Raw genomic sequence first — 23,415 nt, 5'->3', positions numbered from 1 at the left:
ATGGACACATCCTTTCCCTTTTCGCGCCGCGCCGCGCTCACCGGACTGGCGGCCCTGCCGCTGGTCGGCTGCGCCGGCGGTATCGCCAGCGGCACGGCCGCCCCTGCCGCCACGCCCCCGCCAGCATCCGGCCCTGCCGGCAGTGCGCAGCCGAGCCTGCACGCCATCGCTGCGCGCAAGGGCCGCAAGTTCGGCAGCGCCATCGCGTCCAATCCCGGCAACCCCAATGGCGGCTCGATCCAGAACCCGGCCTACACCGCGATCGTCAAGGCGGAATGTGGCCTCGTCGTCCCGGAAAACGAGATGAAGTGGCAGGCGGTTCGCCCCTCGCCCACCGCCTACAATTTTGACCGGATGGACGAGATCGTGCGCTGGGCACAGGAAAACGCCCTGCCCGTGCGGGGCCACACCCTGCTGTGGCACCGCCCGCAATGGTTTCCGGAATGGCTCAACACCTATGATTACGGCGCCAACCCGGTGCGCGAAGCCGAGCGGTTGCTGACCGAACATATCCGCACCGTCACCCAGCGCTATAAGGGCATCATCACCAGCTACGATGTGGTCAACGAAGCGATCGACCACGATCGCAACGCGCCCATCGAAACCAGCATGAGCCGCGCGATGGGCAGCCCGGAAGCCGTGCTCGACCTCGCCTTCCACACCGCGCGCGCCGAACTGCCGGACGCGCAGCTGGTCTACAACGACTACATGAGCTGGGAACCGCAGCACCTGAAGCACTGCGCCGATGTGCTGCGGCTGCTCGAAGGGCTGAAGAAGCGCGGCACCCCGGTCGATGCGCTGGGCATCCAGTCGCATATCGAGATGTTCGCGATCGATCCTGCCACCGGCGTCGGCCCCTATGCCGAGCGCGAATGGCGCCGCTTCCTCGATGAGGTCACCGGCATGGGATACCGCCTGCTGATCACCGAGTTCGACGTGAAGGACACCGCGCTCCCCGCCGACACCGCCCGCCGCGACGAGAAGGTCGCCGATTTCACGCGGCGCTATTTCGAAGTGATGCTCGATTACGACGCGCACCTCGACGATGTGCTCGCCTGGGGGATGGTTGACAAGTTCAACTGGTTGCAGGGGTTCGATCCAGCCAAACGCAGCGACGGACTGGAGGTGCGCGGCACCCCTTACGATTCCCAATACCGCGCCAAACCGATGCGCAGTGCGCTTGCCAATGTCATGGCTGCTGCCGGCTGATCTCCTCGCCGGCGGCGCCCCCCTGAAGGCCCGGGTTGATCGCCCGGGCCTCTTTTTTGTCCGTTGTCACGGCTAGGCTTGGTGCGGAATGCAACGAAAAAGGGCCCCACGGTACATACCATGGGGCCCTTTCCTTGAGGATTGCTAGTCAATCAGCTCCGTCAGAAATTGCCTCTGAGGATGAAGGAGAAGCGACGGTCGTTCATGAAGAACGAACGCGGCGCCAGCACACTCGGATCGCCGGTGTAGGCCTGTGTCGTACGGGTCACTTCGTTGAGCAGGTTCACGCCCTGCACACCCACGCGGACGTTCTTGTTCAGGTTGAAGAAGATCGACCCGTCAAGCTGCCCGGTCGATTCATTGAAGATCGAATAGAACGGGAAGATCACGTCAGCCGGCGTCAGCAGGAAGCGCGAACGCCAGTTGTAGGCGGCCCGAACCGAGATCGGTCCCTTTTCGTAGAACACCGTCGCGTTGACGTTGTGCTTGGACAGCTGTTCCAACGGCAGGTTCCCCGGCGGGACCGTGGACTGGTCCACCGGCTCACCTGTATTGAGGAAGCTGTTGGGCAGGCCCTCGCTCTCGATATAGGTGTAGTTGGCCGCAACCCCCAGACCATCGAGCGGTTTGGGCAGGAAGTCGTAGGTCTGCTGGTAAGCCAGCTCGAAGCCCTTGATCTTGCCGCTTTCGTCGAAGTTCGCCGGACCGCGCACCAGCACATCTTTGGTGATGCCATTGCTGGTGATCTGGCGATTGCTGACGCTCTGGAAGAAGAAGTCCTTGATGTCCTTGTAGAAGGCGTTGAACGTCAAGGAGCCGACCGTATCGAAGTACCATTCCACGCTGGCATCGAACTGCCATGCCGTGGCCGGACGCAGGAAGGGGTTGCCTGCCGTCGCCGTCAATTCGCCGCTCTGCCCCAGACCAATGGTCAGGAAATTGCGGATATTGGCGTTGTCGGGCCGGGTCAGCACCTTTGAGGCTGCAAACCGGACGATCACGTCATCTGTAACCCCAAGCTTGAGGTTCATGCTCGGCAGCCAGAAATCGTAGTCCGTGTCGGCAACATTGCGACCGCTGCTGTCAACCGTACCGCTACCGGAGAAGGTCTGGAGTTCAGCATAGCCTTGCGGGCCCAAGTTGCACACGCCGCCTGGACGGGAAGGAACGGTGCCGGGAGGCGCGCCGGCAGGCACGCCAACCGCGCAGCGCACATCGAACGGGTCGAGGATATTCAGCGCCTGCTGGCTCGGAATACCCAGGAACCCTTCCGACCTGACCTTGGTGTTCACGTAACGCACGCCGACATTGCCGGACATCCGCATCGATCCAAACACGTTATCGCTGCCGAATTCGAGTTGCAGATAGGCCGCCGCATCCTGCTGCGTCAGCGGCTGGATATCTTCACGCAGGTAAGGCGTTCCGGCGATGGCATTCTGGCGTCCGGACAGCGGCACCCACGTCGGTGCGCTCCCCAGGGTCCGCGAAATATCCTGGATGGACTGGAAGTCGGCAATCGCGCCCTGGTAATCCCCGATCAGATCGCCCGCGTAATAGAACCCGCCCGGAGGGCCAGCAGCCTGACCACGGAAGAAGTTCGGGAATTCGTAACGCTCGGACAGTTCGGCAGGCGTGTCGGCAAAGTTGGTCGGGCGCGAACCGGACCATACTTCGCTCAGCATCCCCCAGTTGTAGGTGGTGTAACGCACCGTCTGTTCGCGATCCTGATAGCGCGCTCCGAACTTGGCGCGGCGCAGGAAGACATCGTCATCAAATTCATAGGCGAGGTCCGCCTGGAAGGCATATTGTTCGCCCTCGCTATCCTCGATGTGATCCATGGCGGCGCGCCAGAACTGGAAGCGCGGATCGTTGAAATATTGCTCTTCGGTCGCTCCGGCCAGAGCCTCACCCGGCGTCGACCAGTTGTAACCGAGGAACTGCGGCTTGCGCGCAATCACCTCGGGCAAGTCACCCGAAATGTCGAGCTCCTGGTCGGCGAACAGCGAACCGAACACGCTGAAATCGAGGTTTTCCTTGCGCGACGTCGCATATTGCGCGTCCAGCTCGATCGTCAGGCGATCGGTCAGCTCGGTGCGCATGTTTAGCGAGTAATCCTGGTTCAGGACTTCATCGATGGTCTGGCGCCGTGCCAGCGACTGCTGCTGACCGCCGATCGGAACGAACGGAGTCAGCGCCGGATCACCGCGCCAGCCATTGTTGGTGTTGACGATGTAGCCCGACTGGAAAAGACCGCCTTCATCGTACACGTAATCGGTGAAACCGCCGACAGGGCACTGGGCGCGCGACGTGGGATCGCCGGGCGTGCCATCGGGATTGATCCGCGTCGGGCCGTCTGCGTTCTGCAAGCAACCGATTGGGTAGGTGGTATATTCCGACTGATCGGGCGCGGTTTCGTAGGTGTATTCGCCCGAACGGTTGGTCGAGTCCGAACGGATGTATTCGGCCGTGATGACAGTCCGTCCGTCGATCGATTCAAACTGCGCGGAAGCTGCAAAGCCCAGACGTTCGCGGTCATATTCCTGCGTGCGGAACTGGCCGCCAACCGGAGCGACGCGCGAGTCCGCATAGTCGGCAAAGCCATCCGCCCCCGGCGTTCCTGCGAAACCGCACAAGGCGCCCGCACCCGGCAAGGTCGACGTATCGGTATTACCCGGCAAGGGGTTGCGACAGACCTGCACGCCTTCGGCGTTGGCAGCATTCACCAGCGCGCCGTCGCGGGTCTGATAGTTGGTGACCTGCAGGCCGTCAGCACGGCTTTTGATCTCGGAATAGGAACCGCTGAGCAGCAGGCCGAACCGGCCCTTGTCCGTATCCCAGGTGTTGCTGATCAGACCCGAGAATGTCGGCGTCCATTCCTTGCGGAAATCGCCATAGTTGCCCTCGGCACCGAAAGCGATCTTCAGGCCGTTGTTATCGAACGGCTTGCGGGTGTTGAGGTTGACCGTGCCCGCCAGACCACCTTCGATGGTTTCGGCGGTCGCGTTCTTGGTGATGACAACCGAACCGAGCAGTTCCGCCGGAACGTCCGCAAAGTTCAGCGCCTGTCCGCCAACGCCCGCGGCAAAAGCCGAGCGGCCATTGAATTCCGAACGCACGAAGTTGAGCCCGCGCACAACCACGCCGGAACCTTCGACCGAGAAACGGTCGGGATCGTTCGATCCGGCGAAACGGTTGATGGCTACACCCGGAACACGCTGGAGCGCTTCAGTGACCGACCGGTCGGGAAGCGCACCAATATCTTGGGCAGTAATGGCATCAACCACGGTATCAGCGTCGCGCTTAATATTTTGCGCATTGGCGAGTGACTGGCGCAAGCCACTGACGACGATTTCGTTAACCGGCTCATCAACTGTCGCTGTGTCTTCGACTTCAGGTTCTGGCACAGGCTGGTCCTGGGCATAGGCAACGCTTGAACCAATCGAGGTGCTGACGACCAGTGCGGAAGCCCCTGCGCGCAGTGCGCTCTTGAACCATGAATCACGACGACCCACCCGAACGCCATGATGCTGCATCGAAATGCGCATTAGATCCTCCCCATGTTAGCGCTATCATTTATTGTTAGATAGCTTGCTCTCTTGTGGGATGATGGCTTATCGAGGGCTGAAACGCTTTACAATAGGTCTTCGCGTTTTTGCACGGATACTGTGGCAATTTGCCAACATCCCATGCGGAAGATAAGACGGGGGCAGGATGGCCGGGAGAAATGGTATCGGTAACGCGGATCGCCTCGCACAGGTCGTGATTGTCGGAGGTGGCACCGCTGGCTGGATGGCTGCGGCTGCGCTGTCACGCTTCTTTGACGATGGCCGCCGTACGATCACCCTGATCGAATCCGACGCCATCGGCACCGTCGGCGTTGGGGAAGCGACGATCCCGGCCATTCGTAGCTTCAACGCCATGCTCGACATTCCGGAAGCTGACTTTCTGCGTGAAACACGCGGAACTTACAAGCTGGGCATCGAATTCGTGAACTGGGGGCGTCGGGGTGACCGGTATTTCCATCCATTTGGAACCTACGGTCAGGATCTTCACGGAATTCCCTTCCACCAATTGTGGCTGCGCGAATATGCTCGTTCCGGTGCAGGCGCTGGGACCATCAACGAGTATTCGATGAGCGCAGCAGCCGCAGGGCTCGGGCGGTTTGCCCGCCCTGCATCTGCCGCCCAATCAGTCGTTAAAGAACTTGGATATGCTTACCATTTCGATGCCGGGCTGTATGCCGCATATCTGCGCCGCATGGCTGAACGGCAAGGCGTGCGCCGGATCGAAGGCCAAATTACACGCGTAAATCGCAACGCGCAAACCGGCGATGTCGACAGTGTGATACTAGACAACGGTACGGTAATTTCAGGCGATCTTTTCATCGATTGCTCCGGCTTTCGCGGGCTTTTGATCGAAGAATCGCTCGACACGGGGTATGAGGACTGGAGCCATTGGCTACCGATGGACCGCGCGCTGGCCGTGCCGAGTCGTAGCCCCGGTCCGCCTGATCCTTTCACCCGGGCCACTGCTCACAGTGCTGGATGGCAATGGCGCATTCCGTTGCAGCACCGCACAGGCAACGGCCACGTCTATTCCAGTGCTTTCATGGCCGATGATAAAGCCGGCGAGATTCTGCTTGCTCATCTTGAAACCGCCCCCTTTGCTGAACCGCGTGGGTTACGGTTCCAAACGGGGATGCGGCGCAAGGCATGGAACCACAATGTCGTCGCCATCGGGCTATCATCTGGCTTTATCGAACCGCTTGAATCGACGTCGATTCACCTGATCCAGAATGGAATTGCACGGCTTTTTGCATTGTTTCCCGACCTGCCGATCAGATCGATTGAACGCGATGAATACAATCGTGGAATGCGCGATCTTTTTGAGGATGTTCGCGATTTCGTCATTCTTCATTACAAGGCCACACAGCGCGATGATTCAGAATTTTGGCGTTATATTTAAAATATGACGATCCCTGACAGCCTTTCGCGTAAGATGGCACTCTGGGCATATCGCGGTCGGGTGTTCCGCGAAAATGCCGAATTGTTTGCTGCTCCGAGCTGGGTCGCGGTGATGCTGGGACAAAATATCTGGCCTCAGGCACACGATCCCATCGCTGATACGCTCGACGAAACCCGGGTTGCGTCCGCCATGGCGCAAATGCGAAACACCTACGCTGATGTGGCCAGCAAGCTCCCCACGCATGATGATTTTCTGAGGCGATCAGGCAGTTGGCACGAAATATCCGCAGTGCAGGCGGCGGCATCATGAATTCGCCTCCACCTGTCACCAAGATAGTGATTGTCGGTGGTGGTACCGCCGGATGGATGACTGCTGCAGCACTGATGAGAGTGCTGGGTGCCCTTCCCGGTATGTCTGTCACGCTGATTGAGAGCGACGCGATCGGCACAGTCGGCGTAGGCGAAGCGACGATACCGCAAATAATTGGATTTAACCGTCTGCTTGGCCTTGAAGAGGCTGACTTCATGCGGGAAACTCGGGCGACATACAAACTGGGTATCGAATTCGTCGATTGGTTACGGCCCGGGCATGCCTACGTGCATCCGTTCGGTAGCTTTGGCATCGATATGTTTGGGATTGAATTCCAGCATTTCTGGCTTCGCGGGCAACAATTGGGTGACACTTCCAAAATCGATGAATATTCGATTGCTGCAATGGCCGGGAAAGCGGGACGATTTGCATGGCCCCGTCCCGACAATCCCAAATCGCCGTTATCCAAGCTGTCGTATGCCTTTCAGTTTGACGCTGGGCGTTATTCCCAGTTCCTGCGGCGCTATGCCGAGTCTGCAGGCGCCGCGCGGGTCGAAGGGCGGATTACCACCGTAAATCAAAACGGCGAAAACGGGTTTGTAACCGGCGTAACCCTGGAAGACGGGCGCGACGTCGAAGGCGAGTTATTTATCGATTGTTCGGGCTTCCGATCTTTGTTGCTGGGTCAGACACTGCAGGTACCGTTTACGGACTGGAGCAAATGGCTGCCATGCGATTCTGCGGTTGCTGTCCCATGCACGCTGGGCGGGCGTATGGAACCGCTCACCCGTTCCACAGCGCGTATCGCCGGATGGCAATGGCGCATTCCGCTTCAGCACCGGATTGGCAATGGACACGTCTTCTCGTCGTCCCATATTGATCGCACCGCTGCCACAGATCTGCTGCTGGCAAACCTGGATGGTAAGCCTTTAGCTGATCCCAATCAGATCGCTTTCAAGGCAGGGCATCGGGTACGGATTTGGGATCGCAATGTGGTCGCATTGGGTTTGGCAGCAGGCTTTCTGGAACCGCTGGAATCCACTTCAATCCACATGGTACAGTCCGGCATTGCGCGATTGCTGGCGCTGTTTCCCGACAGTGGATTTAGTGCGGTGGAGCGCGACCGGTTCAACCACGAAACCTTGCGCGAATACCGGGATATCCGTGACTTCCTGATTTTGCACTACCGCGCCAGCGAGAGAGATGATTCGGAATTCTGGCGCTATTGTCGCAACCTTCCGCCACCCGATGGCCTGGCTGAAAAGCTTGAATTGTTCGGTTCGTCAGGGCGGATCATCCGCGAGAACAATGAACTGTTTACCGAAGATAGCTGGTTGTCGGTGATGCTGAATCAAGGTGTCAAACCCCAGTCGTATCACCCGGCGGCGCGGATGCTGGATGAGGCGGAAACCCGCAAGCGGCTGGAGCATATTCGCGGCGTGATCGCGCAAGCCGTTACGCAGTTGCCGAGACAAACTGACTTTCTGCGGTCCATTGGCGGCGCAATTGCTGTCGAAGAATACCTAACGGCATGACCTTAGTCCCGCCCCCTGCACCGATGGCTGAGATTTCAGGGCCCATCGATCTCGAAGAATTTTCAGCGCTGCGTGCTGCCGTTCGGCCCGTGGTACTCCGCAAACAGGTCGCTGACTGGCCTTCTGTCGTCGCCGCTAATGCCGGTGATGCAGAAATTGCAGCCTACCTTAATCGCGAATCAGCTGCCCGACCGGTCGGCGCAATTGCCGCTGCGCCGAGTGAAAATGGGCGGTTCTTCTACACCCCCGATTTGACCCGTTTGAATTTTGTTCGCGGCAGTGGAAGGTTGGACACCTTCCTTGATGATTTGCTCAGCGCGGCGGCCATGGCAGATCCTCCTGCTATGGCGGTGCAGTCAGAGGATATTGTCAGCCTTCTGCCTTACTTTGCGCGTGATAACCGGCTGTCGCTGTTGCCCGAAGTGGCCCCGCGCATCTGGATCGGTAACCGCATTCGCGTCGGCGTGCACTACGATGCCAAGGAAAACGTCGCCTGTTGCGTTGCTGGGCGACGGCGGTTCACGCTGTACCCGCCCGAGCAGATCACTGGCCTCTATCCCGGCCCGTTCGAGCTGACCCCGGCGGGCATCCCGGTCAGCATGGTCGATCCGATGGCGCCCGATCTCAACCGCTATCCCCGATTTGCAGAAGCCGCCAAGCATGCTGAATTTGCGACATTGGAACCAGGAGACGCTATCTATATTCCTTATGGCTGGTGGCACGGGGTCGAGTCGCTCGATCCGATAAGTATTTTGGTCAATTATTGGTGGACACCTGGGCAACCCGACGGAATCGGAAGCCCTTACGATGGGCTGCTTTCAGCGCTACTCGCATTCCGGCACCTACCCGAAGATCAGCGACGGGTATGGCGCGGTATTTTGGACTACTACATCTTTTCTGGCGATCCCGCTTCCCACTTGCCGGAACACGCCAAGGGGATTCTAGGGCCTGCTTCGCCAGAACGTTTCGCCCGAATGCGGGGCGTTATCCGGCAGGCGCTCGGCTAGCATTCACCGCTCGAGCGAGCCATTCCCCGTACGGTGGAGCATAGGATAGCGCAGCGTGTGCTGCCGATGCAAATTCAGCGCGTGCGCGTGTTTCCGCGGTGATGTCTGGGATGCGGGCGGCAGGTGGCAGGCCCGGGTTCCATCCAAGTGACACCAGCAACGCAAATTGCTCCTGTCCCAACAATGGCATCTCTTCGCGGAACGGTATCCGGCCGCGGCGCACAAATTGATCGATAACCGAGTCCACCCGCTGCGGAAGCACCCGTGATCCGAACACACGTTGCGCTTCGGCCGATGCGAAATGCAAAGCGACCACTTCTTTTACACCGTCCATCATCAAGCCGGAACGACGGTTGTATTCAGCGCGTTCCAGGGGCGAGATGTTACGGCCCGGCAGCATTTCCAACAGCAGCGCCAATTGACGATGCGCAAGGTCGATATGCAAGGGGCCCAGTGGCTCAAAGCGTGCGGCAGCGTCACCCAGCGCAATGATGTTGCCCACCCAGGGGGTCACCGCACGCCCAGGTGTCAGGGCAATTTTTCCAGCCACCGGCGTGCGCAGCAGCATGTCCGCCTCGCCCTGTGCCAGTTGGACGCATGATCCGATGGACATGTGAAGACCGTCGCGCCCCGCAATTTCCGTAATCCACCCAGTCGCTGTCAGTGTAACGCGGTCTTCCAGCGAAATGACGGGCGCTGATGGTTGGGCCAGATATATATGGCGCGTCGGGAGGTCAGCGGACCAATCCACAAAAGCGAAGTCGGGATGTGCGGCGAGCAATGTGGCTTGCGGTCCACTGCAATCGATGAACAGGTCCGCGGCGATGATACCTTGGCCTACAAGACCAACAGCCGCGATGGTATCACCATCCCCCGGCTCGATTCGATCAAAGCTACCTTGCACATAGGTAATACCTAGGGCGCTGGCGTGTTCGATTAGCAATGCACGATAGGCAGAAGTGTGCCAGCGCAACGCATAGTCGACAGACGCAAGCGGCGTCTGCATGCCTGATGGCGGCGGGACAAATCGGCCAGCGTCCGCCAGCACCTGAGCGACGCTTGTATGCGCGGACGGCTTGTCGCCCGGCGGGTGCTGCTGTCTCCAATCGCGAGCGAAGGCGGTCTTTAGTACGGGATCCAATACGTCGCCATATGGCATTACGCCTGACTGCCCCGCCGCGCCCCATCCAGCGTAACGCGTGACAAGGCGGTAGGACCCGCCCGCTTTGGTGACGATATCTGCTTCTTCAATGCCCAAGCGGTCGTGCAGTTTGTTGGTGAAAGGCATGGATGTTGGCGATGTATCGGCAAATGCCGCGGGGCTCGCAGGAGTGCCAACCACCACGACCTCGCACCCCGGCAGAGCGCGGCGGACGGCGATGGCAGCGAGCACCCCAATCGGCCCGCCGCCCACCACAACGACCCGGCGCAGCGGTTCGCGTGGCTGGCTCATGCTGGCTCTGCGAGCCGGGCAGCCTCGCGCAACAGATAGTCGCGGTGGCCAGGCATGGTTGCGACTTCGCCGGTAATTGCCATCCGCAACCGCTCAGTGGCGCGGGCGAGCGCTTCTGGGGCAATCAAGGCGGTACGCGGATCGTGGACTTCAGGCAGCATCCCCTGCCCGACATAAACCGCGATCCAACTGGCATCGTAAAACAGGCCGTCCGAGTATTTCTCGATCCGCGCGGCCTTGCGCCACAGCTCCAACTTGTCAGCCAGGCTATCGGGCACCTGCATTGTGCGCACATGATTCCAGAATTCGGAATCGTCGCGCGTGGTGGCGTTGTAATGCAGGATCAGGAAGTCCCTGACCCGGTCGTATTCCATGTCGACCAGACGATTGAATTCCGCCCGGTCCCGCGGGTCGACCCGTGCGCCGTCTGTCGGGAACAGCTCGATCAGATAGGTGATCGCCATCTGTGCAAGATAGATCGACGTGGATTCGAGCGGCTCCAGAAATCCGCTCGCCAGCCCGACACCGATGACATTGTGGCTCCACGATTGCGAGCGCCGACCGGGCCGGAACTTGAGAATGCGCGGATCGGCCAGCGGCGTGCCTTCGGCGCTTGCGCGGATCGCATCGCAGGCCTGTTCTTCCGAGATGTGCGCGCTGGAAAAGACGTAGCCGTTGCCCATCCGGTGCTGGAGCGGGATCTGCCAGCGCCACCCGGCGGGCATGGCGGTGGCGGTGGTATAAGGACGCAGGTCGTCTGTCGCGTGCGTGCAGGGCATCGCCGCGGCGCGGTCGCACGGGAGCCAGTGGGTCCAGTCCTCCCAAGGCACGCCCAGTTCCTGCCCCAGCAGGATCGAACGGAAGCCCGAGCAATCGATGAACAGATCGCCTTCGATCCGCCGCCCGTCTGCGAGGATCAGCGCGATGACATCGCCGCTCTCCCCGTCGCGTTCCACCGTGACGACCCGGCCTTCGTGCCGTGTGATCCCGATGCCGAGGCCGAATTCGCGCATGAAGGGGCCGAACAGCGTCGCATCGAACTGGTAGGCATAGCCATAGGTTGAGCCCAGACTGTCGTCCTGCGATGGCGGGCGGAAGCGATTGGCCTTGGCCGCTGTCACCGCCAGCGAATAATCGCCCAGATCGCGGGCCTTGCCGTGCCGTGCCAGCTCCAGCCAATAGTGGTGGAACCCGACGCCGCCGACCTCCTCACCGAACGATCCGAAAGGGTGGATGTAGCTTTCACCGATCCGCCCAAAATCGCGGAAATCGATCCCCAGCTTGAAGGTCGCATGAGTGGCCTTCATGAACGCCGCCTCGTCGATCCCGAGCTTTTCGACAAAGCCGCGAATATGCGGCAACGTCGCCTCGCCGACACCGACGATGCCGATCTCCTCGCTTTCGACCAGTTGCACGCTGGCAAGGCCGGGGAGCAGTTTGGCGATCCCCGCCGCGGTCATCCAGCCGGCCGTGCCGCCGCCAAGGACGACGACACGGACGGGCTCGGGTGCATTCTCGCTCATGGCTTCCTCGCTATCATGGCGCGGATCAGCCGACCATCTCCTCGAGTTCCTTGCCCTTGGTCTCGACGATGAACCGCTGGACGAGAAAGAAGCTGATGACCGCGCACACGGCATAGAAGCTGTAGCTTGCGGCAAGACCGATCCCGGCTGCCATCAGGGGGAAGGATTGAGCAATCAGATAGTTGGCAAACCACTGGAAGAAGCCCGCCACCGCCAGCGCCGACCCGCGGATCTGGTTGGGGAACATCTCGGCCAGCATCACCCACATCACCGGCCCCCAACTGACGTTGAAGAAGATGACATAGAGGTTCGCTGCAACCACTGCGACCGTCCCGAGGCTGGCGGACAGCACGAGGTTGCCGGCAGCATCGAGCCCGCCCTGATTGAACACGAACACCATCACGAACAGGCTTACCGCCATCCCCGCCGAACCGATCAGCAGCAGCGGCTTGCGGCCCACCTTGTCGATCACTGCGATGGTGACGAAACAGGCCGCAATCGACACTGCGCCCGATACGATGTTGATCAGGAGCGAATCGCTTTCGGTAAAGCCTGCCAGCTGCCACAGCGTCGCGCCGTAATAGAAGATTACGTTGATCCCGACGAGCTGCTGGAACACTGCCAGCATGATCCCAACCCAGACGATCGGCCGCATCCCCAGAAAGCTCTTGGTGCCGGCCGGCGCCAGCACGTCGGCAAGCCGGGGCTTGTGATCTTCCGAGAAACTGGCGCGAATTTCGGCTAGCTTGGCGGTCGCTTCGGTCGGGCCAAACAGGCGTTGAAGGACCGTCAGTGCTTCGTCATGGCGGCCCTTGCCGATCAGGTAGCGCGGGCTCTCAGGGATGAAGAACAATGCGGCAAGGAAGATCGCCGCAGGCACGGCCTGCATCAGATACATCCAGCGCCATGCCTGGATACCTCCCCAGAACGCGCCGGTTGAATCCCCCGCAGCAGCCGCGAGTGCGTAGTTCACCAGGAACGCCAGCGTCAGGCCGGTGATGATCATGATCTGCTGCACCGTGGTCATCCGACCGCGAATATTCGCAGGCGCGACTTCGGCGATGTAGGCGGGCGACAACACGCTTGCCGCCCCCACCGCCATGCCGCCAGCGATTCGCGCCATCACGAAGAACGTGTGATCGGGAGTAATACCCTGAATGAGCGCACCGATCAGGAACAGCACTGCGGCGATCCGCATCACATTGCGGCGGCCCATCTGGTCTGCCAGCGTGCCGGCAAAGAATGCGCCGATGAAACAACCGATGAGCAGCGAGCCGACCGTAAAGCCCAGCCCCCCTTCGCTCAATCCGAATGCCAGTTTCAGCCCCGGCTGCGTGCCGTTGACCGCGCCGCTGTCGTACCCGAACAGCAAGCCTCCGATGGTCGCCACCGCCACGATTGCCGATATCAGCACCATGTTGGCGCCTTCGCGCTGTATCTCCAAGATCCCTCTCCCCCGGGTTTGCGTGTTGCAACCCATGTCGTTTATGGTAGCGCTACCTTTCACGTAATGCAGGCGATGGCAAGTCGCGTTTTATTCACAATTCGGTTTCGGGCTTTTGAGAGGAATAGGCATGTTGACGGGCAACAATCTGATCGCGGGCGAATGGCGCGGCGGGGCGACGACCTTTACCGCAGTGACGGCGGCGGGCGGCGAATCGCTCACCCCGCCCTTTGCTGAAGCAAGCGCGGCAGACATTGCCGATGCCTGCGCCGCAGCGGCTGCGGCACAGCCGACCTTCGCCAGTCTTCCGCTGTCGGAACGCGCCGCCTTCTTGCGGCTGATGGCGGACAAGATCGACGCGCTTGGCGATACCCTCACGCAGCGCGCCATGGCTGAAAGCGGCCTGCCCGAAGCCCGCCTGAACGGTGAGCGCGGCCGCACCGTGGGTCAGCTGCGCCTGTTTGCCGACGAGATCGAGAACGGCGGCTGGCAGGGGCTGCGCATCGATCATGCCATGCCCGACCGCACCCCGCCCAAGCCCGACCTCAGGATGCGCATGGTGCCGCTTGGCCCTGTCGCAGTGTTCGGCGCGAGCAACTTTCCGCTCGCCTTCTCGGTCGCGGGCGGGGACACGGCCTCGGCGCTGGCGGCCGGTTGCTGCGTCGTGGTCAAAGGCCACCCCGCCCATCCCGGCACGTCGGAACTAGTGGCCGGCGCGATCCTCGCGGCGATCCGCGAGGCGGGTGTTCCCGACGGTGTGTTCTCGCAGCTTAACGGCACCGGATACGAGCTGGGCGAAGCGCTGGTGAAGGACCCGCGGATCACCGCCGTCGGCTTCACCGGCTCGCGCGCCGGGGGGCTTGCGCTGGTCGGCCACGCCGCAGCGCGCCCTGTCCCGATCCCGGTCTATGCCGAGATGAGCAGCGTCAATCCGGTCGTGCTGATGCCGCACCGGATGGCGGAAGCCGCCGAAGCGCTCGCTGCCGCCTATGCCGGATCGCTTTCGCTGGGCGCAGGGCAGTTCTGCACCAATCCCGGAATAATCCTGGCAGTGGAAGGCGAAGCGACAACGCGCTTCATCGCTGCAGTCGGTGAAGCGCTCGCCGCGATCCCAGCGCAGACGATGCTGACGGCCGGCATCCAGAGCGCCTATGCCAAGGGCATCGAAGCCATCGCCGCGCATGGCGCCACGCTGGTGGGCACCGGCGCGCAAGGTGCAGGCGCCTGCGGACAGGCGCATGTCTTCACCGTCAGCGGCGCCGACTTCCGCGTTACCCCAATGCTGGGCGAAGAGGTCTTCGGACCGAGTTCGATCATCGTCACCTGTTCCGATCTTTCCGAGGTTGCCGCGATCCTCGAACGCATGGAGGGCCAGTTGACCGCGACGGTTCACATGGCCGCCGCAGACCATGCTGGTGCGCGCGAACTGCTTCCGATTCTGGAAACCCGGGCTGGGCGAATTATCGCAAATGCTTGGCCGACAGGTGTGGAGGTAACTCACGCAATGGTTCACGGGGGACCATTCCCCGCCACTTCAGACGGCCGCAGCACATCGGTAGGCACTCTGGCAATCGGTCGCTTTTTGCGGCCAGTCAGCTATCAAGATATTCCTGCCGCGTTGCTGCCGAAAGCTTTGCTCGATGGGCAAAGCGCAGTGCTTCGCCGAATTGATGGTAAATTCCAAGTCTAGGAGGCAGAGATGACGATAGGAAATGGGCTAACCCGGCGGAGGCTGATCGAAATGGGTAGCACTGCGGCAGTGGCAAGCGTGATGGTTTCGGGCTCCGTAGCGCTGGGCCAGCAGCGCAGCCCGGTGGCGATCGGTCAACCTATGCCGAATGGCACCGAACTTCCTGCGTCCCCTCCAGCTCCTGGCAGGCCTGACAGCGTTGGCTTCGCCATCATCGGTCTCGGCGATTATGCGCTCAAGCAGATCATGCCGCGCGTCGAGCAAGCCAAGCGAGCGCATATCTCAGCACTGGTATCCGGCAATCCTGAAAAACTGCGGCAAGTTGGCGAGGCATACGGAGTTCCCCCTGAATCTCGCTACTCCTACGACCGGTTTGCCGAGATTGCTGGCAACCGCGCGGTGGAAGCGGTGTACATCGTACTTCCAACTGGACTGCACGCCGAATGGGCAGAACGGGCCTTTGCCGCTGGCAAGCATGTCATGAGCGAAAAGCCCATGGCGCTTTCGAGCGCTGAATGTGATCGCATGATCGCTGCCGGCCGCCGCGCCAATCGTAAGCTGATGATCGCGTATCGCTGCCATTTTGAACCCTATAACCGCAAGGCTATGGAGTTGATGTCGCAGAGTGCCGTTGGCGATCTCCGGCTGATCCGCACCGAACATTCCTATCGTATGGGACCGACATCGCCATCCGATAACTGGCGCGTTAATCGGGCGCTGGCGGGTGGCGGGCCGCTGGAAGATTACGGGATCTATGGGCTTCAGGCCGCCCTTTACCTATCGGGCGAGATGCCGGATCGGATCAGCGCTTCGACTTTCAGACCGGTCGATGATCCACGATTTACTGAAATTTATGCACACGTGGCGGCGCAGTTGCACTTTCCTTCCGGCGCAAGCGCGCAAATCGTTACTTCGTACGATTCCGCCGGACTAAATATGGTTGAGACACGAGGAACCACGGGTTCGCTACTGATGCGCCCGGCAACAAATTATGACGGCCTGACTCTGACAGTGAACAAAGGCCAAGATGAAAAAGCCTACGACCCGGGTGATCCAACAGTGCAGTTCGCTCGTCAACTCGATCATTTGGCCGGGGCGATCCGCGATAACACGCCCATACTGACGCCAGGTGAAATGGGATTGCGTGACTTGCGCCTTATAGAAGCGATCTACGCCTCAGCGGCAAGCGGTCACGCTATTGGGTTGAACCCGAATGGTACGATAGCAGGGTAAAAATGGCGCGCCCGGCAGGACTCGAACCTGCTGCCTCAAGATTAGAAGTCTCGCGCTCTATCCAGATGAGCTACGGGCGCGCAGCCGCAAGCCCAATAGCGCGCTTTGCCGCGTAGGCAAATCACGCTAATTCGGCTTATGATGGAAAACTCTGCTCACGACGATCCGGCGTCTGCGTTTGATCGCAAACGTGACGACCGAATTGTCGCCACCAGCCGTGCGCCTGTGACATTTCGTCACTACGATCTGGTAATGGCTGCGTTCGTCGCGATCTTGTTGCTGTCAAACATCATCGGGGCGGCCAAGCTGACCTTTGTTGCTGTGCCGTTCTGGCCTGAAGGCTGGTGGCCCGCGGCGGATGGCACCTTTATTTACGGCGCGGGCATCCTGTTTTTCCCGCTGGGATATGTGATCGGCGATGTCCTGACCGAAATATACGGCTTTGCCAAAGCGCGGCGAGTCATCTGGGTTGGCACGGCCGCCATGCTGTTTCTGGCGTTCATGTCCTTCGTCGTGACCGCCCTTCCCCCGTTTGCCGGTTGGGAATGTGCCGGATCGGGCACGCTGACAATGCGGGACGCCACGTCAACGGCACCGGGAAACATCTGCCAGCAGACCTATGAAAGCGTGTTTGGCAGCACATGGCGCATCGTGGTCGCATCGATCACTGCGTTCTGGGCGGGTGAGTTCGTCAATTCCTTTGTCATGGCCAAGATGAAGGTCTGGACGAAAGGCCGTGCCTTATGGACGCGCACGATCGGATCAACGTTTGTAGGGCAAGGGGTGGACAGCCTGATCTTCTATCCCGTAGCCTTTTACGGGATCTGGACAACCGAGGCAGTGCTTACCGTGATGGTGACCAATTGGGCGTTGAAGGTCGTATGGGAAGCGGTGCTGACCCCTGTGACCTATGTGGTAGTACGCAAGCTGAAGGCGGCCGAGGGTGTCGATCTTTACGATATCGACACCGACTTTTCACCTTTTACAAAGTCTCGTCAGGCCGAGAACGGCTAAAGCGCGCTTTCCGCCACAACATCGACGCGCCACCCCATCCCCAGCCTGCCAGCGAGCAGCTTCATATCCTTTTCCGTCGGCAGGCCAAACAGGTCCGCGTGGCTTTCCGCCAGGCGCAGCACCAGTGTCCCATCGTCGACCACCAATCGGCTCGATTCCAGCGAACGGGCCGATTGTCCGCCCAGCCGCCGTGCAAGCCGAAGCGCGAGCCCCCATCGTACTGCTTCCTCAAGCGCCGCATCCTCTGCCAGCGCACGCAGTTCAGAGGGGTGGCTCAATTGATTGCCATTGGCAGCGATTGCAGCCGCCAGCATGGCGCGCCCTTTTCCATCGATCCCCACCCAACGTTTGTGCAGTGCCCAATTGATCGCTTGGGGCAGACGAATGTTCGGCTCAATCTGCATGGCCGCCAACGCGAGCATGGTCGCAGCCAGCCGCAACCGTTCACTTCCATGTTCACGCGCAGGCGCCGCATCAAGCGTCCAGGCGGCCATGCGCGTTGCCAGCGTGAGCGACGATCCGCGTTGATTGGCAAACACCCCTACGCCTGCCAGTAGCGGGTCTTGCGCCTTAGAATGCGCGGGCAAGCGATCATACAGCAAACCTTCGCGCAGGCCCCAGGATGAAAACACAACACGTTGCGGGGCGACTTGTGTCAGCAATGACTGAAGCAGCACTGCTGCATCAGGAAGTTTTTCCGCTCGCATCGATGAAATCCGATCGCGGCCCTTCAGCGCGTCGCTTTCGCTTGCTGCCACTTGCCCGGCGAGTTCCATGGCTGCGCCAGCCTCAATTGCAAAGCCATGCGGATCGCTGAGGGGATAGTCGCATACTTCCATGGCAAGCACCGCCATCGCGCGCCACGTACCCCCAACCAAATACAATGTGCCATGATCCGAGGCTGGCGTAGCGGTCAGATCCCACCCTCCTTTTCGGATTACCTTGTCGAGATTTTTCCGCATTTCTGCACGGTTCGCTTCGGATCTTCTGCCTGGGGGCCGATGATCGGCCAGGCGCAAGGTGCCAAGGGGAAGCGTGGTAGCGCTGCTGGTCTGGCCGTCCCACACCCGCACCAGTTCCAGACTTCCGCCGCCAAGATCCGCGACCATGCCGCGCGCGTCCGGAAAGGCGCCGATCACACCATGCGCGCTCAGCAAGGCTTCTTCCTCGCCCGAAATGACCCGCGGTTCGAGCCCGGCTGCGCGCAGGGCTTCAACGAATTCGGGGCCATTGGCAGCATCGCGCACCGCGGCGGTCGCCACGGTTTCGACATCCTTTATGCCCAAGTCACCAAGAAGCAGCGCGAAACGTTTGAGCCCGCGCATTGCGAGCGCCATCGCTTCGTCCGCAAGCCTCCCCGTCGAAGCGATCTCCCGTCCTAGTTTCGCCGTCACCTTTTCGTTCAGCAGCACGATAGGCGCGCGCGTTGAGCCGCCATAGACCACGAGCCGCACGGTGTTCGAACCGATGTCAATGATCGCACGCTCGGCCGAGCTACTGGTCCATGCGCTGTCGCCGGTTTCCCGCCTCCGTCCCCGGATCATCGTACTGCTCCCCGTCGCAGACTAAGTTTGGGCACCGCCCCGGCCTCCAATGCTCCGCCGCGCCCGGACAAGGAAGGGTTCGTCATGAAATAGCGGTGACAGTTGAATGATTTGGCCCCGTCCTGCGCTGTGATGCGGGAATAGCTTCCGTCAGGGTGCAACCACCAGCTTTGTTCGGTATCGAGCATGTTGGCGAGCAGCACCTGCTGGAGCACCTGATCGTGCACGGTTCGGTTGAGGATCGGGATCAAGGATTCGACCCGGCGATCAAGATTGCGGCTCATCATGTCTGCCGAAGAAATGAACACCGCAGTATGGGCGCTGGGCATGCCATGACCGTTGGCGAAGGCATAGATGCGGCTGTGTTCCAGAAAGCGGCCAATAATCGATTTGACCCGGATATTCTCGGAATACCCGATGATGCCGGGACGAAGGGAACAGATACCGCGCACGACCAGTTCGATCTGCACACCTGCATTGCTGGCGGCATACAGCCGGTCAATCACGCCCTCATCGGTCAGCTGGTTGCACTTGAACCAGATCGCAGCCGGCTTGCCGGCTTGCGCATTGGCAATTTCAATATCGATGCGCCGGTAGATTTCCTCCCGCAGATCGATTGGGGCGATGTGGATGCGCTCCAGCGCGTGCGGCTCGACATATCCGGTGACGAAATTGAACATCTTGGCCGCATCGCGCGCCAGCTTGGGATCGGCGGTGAAGAAGCTGAGATCGGTATAAATCTTGGCCGTGACCGGATGGTAATTACCAGTGCCGAAGTGGCAGTAGGATTTGAAACCGTCCCCCTCGCGCCGCACCACCATTGCGACCTTGGCGTGCGTTTTCCAGTCGGTGAAGCCATAAATCACCTGCACGCCCGCACGTTCCAGCTTGCTGGCCCATTTGAGGTTCTGTTCCTCATCGAAACGGGCCTTCAGCTCGACCACGGCGGTCACGGACTTGCCGGCTTCGGCGGCTTCGATCAGCGCCCCCACCACCGCGCTTTGCGATCCGGCACGGTAGAGCGTCTGCTTAATCGCGACCACGTCAGGATCTGCCGCGGCTTGACGGATGAAATCCACCACCACTTCGAAGCTTTCGTAAGGGTGGTGGATAATGATGTCCTTTTCACGGATCGCGGAAAAAGCATCCCCGTCATGTTCGCGAATACGCTCGGGAAAACGCGGGGAATAGGCGTCGAATTTCAGATCAGGTCGGTCTTCGCGGACGATTTCAGCAAGGCCATCAATCCCGATCATGCCATCGGTCTTGATCAGAGCCGCTTCATTGATCCCAAGCTGGTCAAGCAACAGAGCTTCGGCGGCGGGATCGAAATCCTCTTCGATTTCGAGCTGGATCACTTGCCCCCGGCGGCGGCGCTGGATCGCGCTGCGGAAGGTGCGGACGAGATCTTCGGCCTCTTCCTCGATCTCGATATCGCTGTCGCGCAGCACCCGGAACAACCCGTCACCCTGAATGGTGAAGCCGGGAAACAGCGCCTCGGCGTAACGCTGGATCAGCCGTGCAATCGAGATGTAAAGGACGCTGCCATTGCCCGACACCGCATCGGGCACGCGCACGAAACGCGGCAGGGCGCTGGGGATCAGCACCATTTCGATCAGCTGGTCGCCGCCCGCGTTACGCGTCAATGTAAACAGCAGGCCCATCCCTTCGTTTTGGACAAAGGGGAACGGGTGTGCCGGATCAAGCGCCTGGGGCGTAATGATCGGCAGGATTTCGTTGAGGAAATAGGTCTTCAGCCACTTGTGCGCCGCCGCGCTGACACGCTGTTCATCCGCGATGTGAATATCGGACCGGGCCAGGCCTTCCTGCACCGAACGCCAGATCGTCTGCTGGATGGCGCTGAGTTCGACCAGCTTTTCGCGGATCGCCGCCAACTGCTGCATCGGGCTGCGTCCGTCGATCGACGGGGTTTCAAGGCCACGTTGCACCTGCCCAACCAACCCGGCTACGCGGATCATCATGAATTCATCGAGATTGCTGCCTGAAATTGACAGGAATCTCAGCCTTTCCAGCAAGGGGTACTGATCGTTGCAGGCTTCCGCCAGCACGCGCTGATTGAATTGAAGCCACGACAATTCACGGTTGAAATAAGGGGACTCGTCATGAGCAAGTTCGGCCATTTGCATGTGGGCCGCGCCTGCGGTTTGATCCGCGCTGCCTGTCGGTGACGTGCTCATCGCTATCCTGTTCTGCCTTGCGCCGCTTGGGGTCACGGCGCTTGACCAGCGCATGTGTTCGCTCGGCTCTGCGGTGTAAATCAGGATGATGCGCTTGTCACATCAATGTCAGGCTCCGGCGTTCACAGCAAGTCGCGGCTTTGGGCAATCTGCGTGATGCCGCGCTTGCCATTCGCATCGCGGCCAAGTTGCACGAGGACATCAATCACCGATGCGGCATAGGCGATGGTGTCGCTGCGGGTCAGCCCAATTCCGGTCTGCATCACCATGAGCGAAAGCTGTTCTAGCGCACCGCGCAAGCTGTTCGCGTGGATCGTTGAAAAGCTGCCCGGGTGCCCGGTATTGATTGCGCGAAGGAAGCTGACACTTTCTGCACCGCGCAATTCACCCAGCACGATGCGGTCGGGACGCAAACGCAACGCGGCCTGCAGCAGTTCGTTGGCTGTGACCTTGGCTTCGCCCAGTTCACCCTTGACCGCGACCAGCCCCACTGCATTGTCGCCGGGGAATTTCAGTTCAGGCGTGTCTTCGACCATCACCACGCGTTCGCCGCGCGGGATTTCACCCAGCATGGCGTTCAGAAACGTGGTCTTGCCCGTGCTGGTGCCGCCAGAAATAAGGATCGTCTTGCGCGCACGGATCGCGGCCCGCAAAAATGCAATGGGCTCCTTTTGCGGGTCTGGCAGATCATATTGCATCTCGCCCGCCAAAGGTCCGGTGTCGTAAGCGTCCAGCGGAAGATCAAGCCGGCGGTGACGACGGATCGCCATGACCCAGTGGCGACGGGCGGCGGGCGGGCCGCAGAACTGCACACGCGCACCATCGGGCAGCGTCGCGCCCAGAAGCGGGTGTTCGCGGTTGATACCCTGATGGCTGACCCGCGCGACCTGTTCGGCCAGACGCTGTACCAGCCGATCGTCAATCTCGGGCGTGACGATGCGCTGCATCCCCGGGCTGGCCGCATCTTCGATCCACACTTCGCCCGGACCGTTGACCATGATTTCCGTCACTGTGTCACGGTCAAGCCAGCGGCGGAATGGGGCGAGATAGGCGTCCAGATAGACGCTGCGCTCCGACGAAAGCGGCACGGCGCTATCGGCCTCTCCTGCAGCAAGTCGGTGGATGTCCGCGCTCATGTCTTCAGCTGGCTACGGTGGTGAAATCAAGATCGCGTGCGGTGTACACCCGGATGGGCTCTCCAGCGCGGACCCGGATCGTGGGGCTAATCTGTCCCTGCGATTGGACTGCCGAATTGGCCGCGCCCTGGGCTCCGCCGGCAACAATGACGCCGCCGACACCGCCGGTCGCCAGCGCACCCAACCCGCCGACCACGGAGAGAAGCAAACCCGATCCGAAACGTTTGAAGAAGTGGCTGTTGACCTGTCCTTCAAGCCCGGTGGTCCCGTCAAATCCGATCGCAGGCGAAGCCAGATTGACCGACACGCCATCAGGACGGATCAGCCGCGTCCAGACCACATAGGCCCGGCGCTGGCCTTGCTCCACACCCGCCTGATACTGGCCGATGAGCCGCGATGAGCGTGGGACAAGCACGCGTTTCCCATCAAAGCTGCGCACATCCTGACTTACCACTGCACGGACATAACCCGGCACATCGGTGTTGATCGCGGTTTCGAGGATCGCGGGGATCAGGGTGCCTTCGGTGACAGTGGTCGAAGGGTTCGTCATCGCCCGCGCCTGCGCCGGGCCGCCGCCAACCCCGCCAATGCGTCCGGCAAAAGCAGCCGCGCCGCCGCTTCCGGCAACATCGCCAGCTGCATCGGCCGAAGGCGTGCCAAGCGGAGCTTCTGCAAGGCGCGAACCTGCGGCGGAACGGCTGGCATCAAACACCAGTTGCGGGCTACCGTAAGGGTTGACCGACACGCCCGGGCTGACTGCCGGGCTGTTGGCAAAGACCGGCATGGGTGCCGGATCGACTTGCGGTGTCACAGCCACGGCGCCGGGTTGCACCGCAGGATCCATCACCGGCTGCACAGTACCGGGAGCAGCGGCCTGCGGCGGCGCAACAGCGGGATTGCCGATGCCTTGCGGTTCAGGTGTGCCGGGCGTGCTCATTGCCCAGAATGTCAGCGCGCCGACCAGACCGATAAAGGCAACGCCAGCAAAAAGCTGCAATCCATCGCTCTTGGCCTTGCGGTCGGTAACGGCAGGAAATGCCGCACGGCTGGCAAGATCGATGATTTCGGCGCTTTCCTGCTCACGTGGATCGCCGCTGATGCCCTCGCCCATTTTCGGCGGCACGCGATTGGCCAGACGCATCAGATGCTCTCCTT

14 protein-coding genes, 1 tRNA gene and 1 pseudogene are annotated in these 23,415 nt (G+C 60.7%); 7 read left to right on the top strand and 9 right to left on the bottom strand.

What is annotated here, in order from left to right; all coding sequences use genetic code 11:
* Positions 1 to 1,209, top strand: coding sequence for an endo-1,4-beta-xylanase (locus SJY33_RS01185; protein WP_379920674.1), 1,209 nt, complete (start codon positions 1 to 3; stop codon positions 1,207 to 1,209).
* A gap of 161 nt (positions 1,210 to 1,370) precedes the next feature.
* Here the strand turns inward: SJY33_RS01185 and SJY33_RS01180 are convergent, their stop codons facing one another.
* Positions 1,371 to 4,754: a TonB-dependent receptor gene (locus SJY33_RS01180; protein ID WP_379920673.1), complete on the bottom strand. Its 3,384-nt coding sequence runs from the start codon at positions 4,752 to 4,754 to the stop codon at positions 1,371 to 1,373.
* 166 nt (positions 4,755 to 4,920) lie between these two features.
* Between SJY33_RS01180 and SJY33_RS01175 the strand changes: the two are divergent.
* From SJY33_RS01175 to SJY33_RS01165, 3 genes and pseudogenes are all read left to right on the top strand, one after another.
* A pseudogene (locus tag SJY33_RS01175) lies at positions 4,921 to 6,483 on the top strand (tryptophan halogenase family protein).
* Entirely contained in the window at positions 6,480 to 8,018 is a 1,539-nt protein-coding gene (locus SJY33_RS01170; protein ID WP_379920672.1) for a tryptophan halogenase family protein, read from the top strand. Before SJY33_RS01175 ends, SJY33_RS01170 begins: the two are co-directional and overlap by 4 nt.
* A complete protein-coding gene (locus SJY33_RS01165; RefSeq protein ID WP_379920671.1) occupies positions 8,015 to 9,025 on the top strand; it encodes a cupin-like domain-containing protein in 1,011 nt (336 codons plus the stop codon). Before SJY33_RS01170 ends, SJY33_RS01165 begins: the two co-directional genes overlap by 4 nt.
* Here the strand turns inward: SJY33_RS01165 and SJY33_RS01160 are convergent.
* The 3 genes from SJY33_RS01160 to SJY33_RS01150 are packed head-to-tail and all read right to left on the bottom strand — an operon-like array spanning position 9,003 to position 13,448.
* Positions 9,003 to 10,478, bottom strand: a complete 1,476-nt coding sequence (locus SJY33_RS01160; protein WP_379920670.1) for a tryptophan 7-halogenase — start codon at positions 10,476 to 10,478, stop codon at positions 9,003 to 9,005. The two genes, SJY33_RS01165 and SJY33_RS01160, sit on opposite strands and share 23 nt — an antisense overlap.
* Positions 10,475 to 12,001, bottom strand: coding sequence for a tryptophan halogenase family protein (locus SJY33_RS01155; RefSeq protein WP_379920669.1), 1,527 nt, complete (start codon positions 11,999 to 12,001; stop codon positions 10,475 to 10,477). Before SJY33_RS01155 ends, SJY33_RS01160 begins: the two co-directional genes overlap by 4 nt.
* A gap of 25 nt (positions 12,002 to 12,026) precedes the next feature.
* Positions 12,027 to 13,448, bottom strand: a complete 1,422-nt coding sequence (locus SJY33_RS01150; protein ID WP_379923494.1) for a sugar porter family MFS transporter — start codon at positions 13,446 to 13,448, stop codon at positions 12,027 to 12,029.
* Positions 13,449 to 13,575: 127 nt separating this feature from the next.
* On the opposite strand from SJY33_RS01150, the gene SJY33_RS01145 reads away from it, so the two are divergent.
* Positions 13,576 to 15,135: an aldehyde dehydrogenase (NADP(+)) gene (locus SJY33_RS01145; protein ID WP_379920668.1), complete on the top strand. Its 1,560-nt coding sequence runs from the start codon at positions 13,576 to 13,578 to the stop codon at positions 15,133 to 15,135.
* 51 nt (positions 15,136 to 15,186) lie between these two features.
* Positions 15,187 to 16,368, top strand: coding sequence for a Gfo/Idh/MocA family protein (locus SJY33_RS01140; RefSeq protein ID WP_379920667.1), 1,182 nt, complete (start codon positions 15,187 to 15,189; stop codon positions 16,366 to 16,368).
* A 3-nt stretch (positions 16,369 to 16,371) separates the two neighbouring features.
* Here SJY33_RS01140 and SJY33_RS01135 read toward each other — a convergent pair.
* A tRNA-Arg gene (locus tag SJY33_RS01135) sits at positions 16,372 to 16,448 on the bottom strand.
* A 61-nt stretch (positions 16,449 to 16,509) separates the two neighbouring features.
* On the opposite strand from SJY33_RS01135, the gene SJY33_RS01130 reads away from it, so the two are divergent.
* Positions 16,510 to 17,382, top strand: a complete 873-nt coding sequence (locus SJY33_RS01130) for a queuosine precursor transporter (RefSeq protein WP_379923493.1) — start codon at positions 16,510 to 16,512, stop codon at positions 17,380 to 17,382.
* On the opposite strand, the gene SJY33_RS01125 is transcribed toward SJY33_RS01130, so the two are convergent.
* The 4 genes from SJY33_RS01125 to SJY33_RS01110 form a co-directional block, all read right to left on the bottom strand.
* The gene (locus SJY33_RS01125; RefSeq protein ID WP_379920666.1) at positions 17,379 to 18,926 is read right to left on the bottom strand and encodes a Ppx/GppA family phosphatase; all 1,548 of its coding nucleotides are present in this window, start codon (positions 18,924 to 18,926) and stop codon (positions 17,379 to 17,381) included. The genes SJY33_RS01130 and SJY33_RS01125 overlap by 4 nt on opposite strands.
* On the bottom strand, positions 18,923 to 21,124 hold the full coding sequence (locus SJY33_RS01120) for an RNA degradosome polyphosphate kinase (RefSeq protein WP_379920665.1): 2,202 nt from the start codon (positions 21,122 to 21,124) through the stop codon (positions 18,923 to 18,925). The genes SJY33_RS01125 and SJY33_RS01120 overlap by 4 nt, the downstream gene beginning before the upstream one ends.
* Positions 21,125 to 21,246: 122 nt before the next feature.
* Positions 21,247 to 22,260 (bottom strand): P-type DNA transfer ATPase VirB11, encoded by a 1,014-nt coding sequence (gene virB11 / locus SJY33_RS01115; protein WP_379920664.1) that lies wholly within the window; start codon positions 22,258 to 22,260, stop codon positions 21,247 to 21,249.
* 4 nt (positions 22,261 to 22,264) lie between these two features.
* Complete coding sequence (locus tag SJY33_RS01110; RefSeq protein ID WP_379920663.1) at positions 22,265 to 23,401, bottom strand: TrbI/VirB10 family protein; 1,137 nt, start codon at positions 23,399 to 23,401, stop codon at positions 22,265 to 22,267.
* Positions 23,402 to 23,415: the final 14 nt, after the last annotated feature.

The sequence above is a fragment of the Erythrobacter sp. R86502 genome (genome assembly GCF_042466465.1).
In the GTDB taxonomy this organism is placed as follows: Bacteria; Pseudomonadota; Alphaproteobacteria; order Sphingomonadales; family Sphingomonadaceae; genus Erythrobacter.
This window is presented reverse-complemented; position numbering and strand designations above follow the sequence as displayed.

Coding starts and splice junctions, on each gene's coding strand:
- SJY33_RS01185 (WP_379920674.1), top strand. CDS start 1: ATGGACACATCCTTTCCCTTTTCGCGCCGCGCCGCGCTCACCGGACTG.
- SJY33_RS01180 (WP_379920673.1), bottom strand. CDS start 4,754: ATGCGCATTTCGATGCAGCATCATGGCGTTCGGGTGGGTCGTCGTGAT.
- SJY33_RS01170 (WP_379920672.1), top strand. CDS start 6,480: ATGAATTCGCCTCCACCTGTCACCAAGATAGTGATTGTCGGTGGTGGT.
- SJY33_RS01165 (WP_379920671.1), top strand. CDS start 8,015: ATGACCTTAGTCCCGCCCCCTGCACCGATGGCTGAGATTTCAGGGCCC.
- SJY33_RS01160 (WP_379920670.1), bottom strand. CDS start 10,478: ATGAGCCAGCCACGCGAACCGCTGCGCCGGGTCGTTGTGGTGGGCGGC.
- SJY33_RS01155 (WP_379920669.1), bottom strand. CDS start 12,001: ATGAGCGAGAATGCACCCGAGCCCGTCCGTGTCGTCGTCCTTGGCGGC.
- SJY33_RS01145 (WP_379920668.1), top strand. CDS start 13,576: ATGTTGACGGGCAACAATCTGATCGCGGGCGAATGGCGCGGCGGGGCG.
- SJY33_RS01140 (WP_379920667.1), top strand. CDS start 15,187: ATGGGTAGCACTGCGGCAGTGGCAAGCGTGATGGTTTCGGGCTCCGTA.
- SJY33_RS01130 (WP_379923493.1), top strand. CDS start 16,510: ATGGAAAACTCTGCTCACGACGATCCGGCGTCTGCGTTTGATCGCAAA.
- SJY33_RS01125 (WP_379920666.1), bottom strand. CDS start 18,926: ATGATCCGGGGACGGAGGCGGGAAACCGGCGACAGCGCATGGACCAGT.
- SJY33_RS01120 (WP_379920665.1), bottom strand. CDS start 21,124: ATGAGCACGTCACCGACAGGCAGCGCGGATCAAACCGCAGGCGCGGCC.
- virB11 (WP_379920664.1), bottom strand. CDS start 22,260: ATGAGCGCGGACATCCACCGACTTGCTGCAGGAGAGGCCGATAGCGCC.
- SJY33_RS01110 (WP_379920663.1), bottom strand. CDS start 23,401: ATGCGTCTGGCCAATCGCGTGCCGCCGAAAATGGGCGAGGGCATCAGC.